The sequence below is a fragment of the Kitasatospora sp. MY 5-36 genome, assembly GCF_001182915.1.
GTDB lineage: Bacteria > Actinomycetota > Actinomycetes > Streptomycetales > Streptomycetaceae > Kitasatospora.
Map to the genome: position 1 here is coordinate 1 of NZ_LFVW01000556.1, position 3,497 is coordinate 3,497.

General features: G+C 70.7%; 3 protein-coding genes. 2 read left to right on the top strand and 1 reads right to left on the bottom strand.

Going from position 1 to position 3,497, the window contains the following annotated elements:
* Window positions 1-54: 54 nt before the first annotated feature.
* Window positions 55-1,677 carry a ubiquinol-cytochrome c reductase cytochrome b subunit gene (locus AE652_RS29920; RefSeq protein WP_049657130.1) on the bottom strand — a complete coding sequence of 541 codons (1,623 nt, stop codon included), beginning with the start codon at window positions 1,675-1,677 and terminating at the stop codon, window positions 55-57.
* A 408-nt stretch (window positions 1,678-2,085) separates the two neighbouring features.
* Between AE652_RS29920 and AE652_RS29925 the strand changes: the two genes are divergently transcribed.
* A complete protein-coding gene (locus tag AE652_RS29925; protein WP_049657126.1) occupies window positions 2,086-2,412 on the top strand; it encodes a hypothetical protein in 327 nt (108 codons plus the stop codon).
* A gap of 242 nt (window positions 2,413-2,654) precedes the next feature.
* The coding region (gene efeU / locus AE652_RS29930; RefSeq protein WP_049657129.1) for an iron uptake transporter permease EfeU at window positions 2,655-3,497 on the top strand (843 nt) is incomplete at its 3' end.

Consider the following 3,497-nt stretch of genomic DNA (forward strand, 5'->3'; position numbering starts at 1 on the left):
GGGCCCGCCGCACCGTTCCCGGTGCGGCGGGCCCTTTCCAGGTGCGGGAGGGGATCAGTGGTGGCCGTGGCCGCTGCCGATCTCCTCGTGCTCCTCGACGGTGGGCTTGGCGATCTGGCTGTACTCGCCGTAGAAGCCGCGGGAGAGCTTGACCCGCGCGCGGGTCCACAGCCCGGCCTTGCGGGCCACGCCGTTCTCGTCCACCTCGGGCGGCAGCTCGGAGGGCTGCGGCTGGTCGTGCGAGGTGAGGGTGTAGAGCCGGCCCTTCGGCAGCGGGGCGTGCACCTCGACGAACTCGCCGTGCTGGAGGCGGTTGATGACGCCGGTCTCCCGGCCGTGCAGCACCTTCTCCTTGTCCCGCCGCTGGAGGCCCAGGCACCAGCGCTTGGTGATCACGAACACGACGACCGGCACGGTGAAGAAGCCGATCCGCACCGCGTAGGTGATCGCGTTGATCGAGAGGTGGAAGTGGGTGGCCAGCAGGTCGTTGCCGCCGCCGGCCAGCAGGATCAGGTAGAGGCTGATCCAGGCCGCGCCGAAGGCGGTGCGGACCGGCGCGTTGCGCGGCCGGTCGGCGATGTGGTGCTCGCCCCGGTCCCCGGTGATCCAGGCCTCCAGGAACGGGTAGCACCAGATGGCCAGCAGGACGGTCGGGAAGACCATCAGCGGGACGAACACCCCGAGGTTGAGGGTGTGGCCGCCCCAGACGCTGATCTCCCAGCCGGGCATGATCCGGATCAGGCCCTCGGCGAAGCCCATGTACCAGTCGGGCTGGGCGTTGGTGGTCACCTGGTCCGGTCGGTACGGGCCGTACATCCAGATCGGGTTGACGGTGGCGATCGCCGCCATCACCGAGACCACGCCGAAGACCAGGAAGAAGAAGCCGCCCGCCTTGGCGGTGTAGACCGGCAGCAGCGGCATGCCGACCACGTTGCTGTTGGTCCGGCCGGGCCCGGCGAACTGGGTGTGCTTGTGGTAGAAGACCAGGATCAGGTGTGCCGCCAGCAGGCCCACCATGATCCCGGGGATCAGCAGGACGTGGACGGTGAACAGCCGGGGGATGATGTCGTGCCCCGGGAACTCGCCGCCGTACAGGAAGAACTGCAGGTACGTCCCGACGATCGGGACGGCGAGGACCGCGCCCTCCATGAAGCGGATGCCGGTGCCGGAGAGCAGGTCGTCGGGCAGCGAGTAGCCCATGAAGCCGTCGAACATGCCGAGGATCAGCAGGAGCGCCCCGAAGACCCAGTTGATCTCGCGCGGCTTGCGGAACGCGCCGGTGAAGAAGACGCGCATCATGTGGGTCAGCATCGAGGCGACGAACACGATCGCGGCCCAGTGGTGGATCTGGCGCATCAGCAGGCCGCCGCGCACGTCGAAGCTGATCTTGACGGTCGAGGAGAAGGCCTCGGACATCGGGATGCCCCTGAGCGGGACGTACGACCCGTCGTAGACGACCTCGCCCATGCTCGGCACGAAGAACAGGGTGAGCCAGACGCCGGTGAGGATGATGATGACGAAGGTGTAGAGCGCGATCTCGCCCAGCATGAAGGACCAGTGGTCGGGAAAGATCTTGCGCAGGTTGGCCTTGGCCAGGGAGTAGATGCCGAGCCGGCCGTCCGCCCAGTCGGCGAGCGCCTCGGCCTTGTTGGCGGGGTCGGCGCGCGTGGTGGTCACCGGTCCCGGCTGCGACTGCTGGTCGGCTCTCACGACGGGCTCCCCGGCGTCCGCGGCGTACCGTGCCGGAGGCCCGCCGGCGGGAACGGCGGCCGGCGAAGTGTTGTGATCATGGGACCTCTCGATACGGGCCCGCCGGCGGGACCGGCGCGCGGACCAGCTGTTCCGCTGGGCCCGTTGCTCAGGGTGATGGAGCGCTTACTCTGTCATGCTGTCGGCAGGGGGCCGACTGTGCACGTCCATCGGCCCGTCCGGCCGTGCGTGTCGGGCCGGACGGGGGTTCCTGACGCCCGATCGGCTGGCCGCCGCTCGGCCCAACGGGTGCCGATGCTGCGGTCGGGTGCCGCTGAAGCGTTTCGGCGCGCGCCGCGTCCGGGGGTCGCGAGGTCCGGGGCCTACGCTGCGCCAATGGTGGATCACCGTGAACTCTTCGAGGACGTCACCGAGGCCCTGGCCCGCGCCGGGTTCGACACCGGACCGGGCCCCTCACCGCTGTGGATCGACCGCCACCCCGAGGGCGTGGTGGTCGGCTGGACGCCGGGCGCGGAGCCGGGCGGGCCGCCCTCCCGGGAGGCGCTCGCGGCGCTGAGCGGCGCGGCCGCGGTCGTGCTGCGCGAGTGCGGCTACCTCGTCGCCGGAACGGAGGAGGGTGATCTCCTGGTGCGTTGCGCCGAACCGGTGACGGTGCCGGAGTCGCCCGAACCGGAGGCGGTGCCGGAGCAGTGGTGGGGATGACCGGGGACTCCTGACGATCCCTCCGGCCTGCGGGTTTGGTCAACACGAGGGCGAGCTCATACCGAACCCTTACCCGAACCGGGGGTGCGGTTGACCTGCGCGGCTCTAAGGTTTGCCTAAGCTAAGCCGTGGCGCCCTGGACCGCAGTGTCCGGGGCGTTCGGCTGTGCCGCCCCGCCGCCACCGCGGCGGGGTCGAGAACAGGTGAACGACCCGGGCCGGCCCGGGGGAGGAGCCCGCCGCATGTGGGATGAGGCGTTTCCCAGCTTCCTGATCGGTCTGCGCGAGGGCCTGGAAGCCGGACTGATCGTGTCGATCCTGGTCGCCACGCTGGTGCGGGCGGACCAGAAGGCCCGGCTGCCCCAGGTGTGGTCGGGCGTCGCGGCGGCAGTCGCGCTCAGCCTGAGCTTCGGCGCGGTGCTCACCTTCACCGCCGCCAACCTCTCCGGCCACGCCCAGGAGGCGTTCGGCGGGGTGCTCAGCCTGATCGCGGTCTGCTTCGTCACCGCGATGGTGTTCTGGATGCGGCGCTCGGCGCGCACCCTCTCCGCCGAGATCAAGGAGAAGGTCCAGGCCTCGCTGGCGATGGGCGCCGGCGCGCTGGTGCTCACCAGCTTCCTCGCGGTCGCCCGCGAGGGCCTGGAGACCTCGCTCTTCCTGTGGACCAACGTGCGCACCGCCGGCGAGTCCACCGGGCCGCTGATCGGCGCGGCCGTCGGCCTGGTGCTCTCGGCCGGGCTCTGCTGGGGCCTGTACCGGCGGGCCCTGAAGATGAACCTCACCCGGTTCTTCACCATCACCGGCGTCGGACTGATCGTCGTCGCGGCGGGCGTCCTCGGCTACGGCCTGCGGGACCTCCAGGAGTCCGGCCTGGTCGGCGGCGGCACCTCGTACGCCTTCGACCTGAGCGGGCGCCTGGACGCCTCGTCCTGGTACGCGACGCTGGTCCAGGGCACCCTCAACCTGACCGTCACCATGACGGTGCTCCAGGTCGTCGGCTACGTCGCGTACCTGGGCGTCGTGATGACGCTGTTCGTCGAGGGGGTCCGCAGTGGCGGGCGCGCCCAGGCGGCCCCGGCCGCCGCT

What these genes read in the sequence shown, in the direction of transcription:
- AE652_RS29925 (WP_049657126.1), top strand. Translation starts at nt 2,086, where the DNA reads ATGGTGGATCACCGTGAACTCTTCGAGGACGTCACCGAGGCCCTGGCC.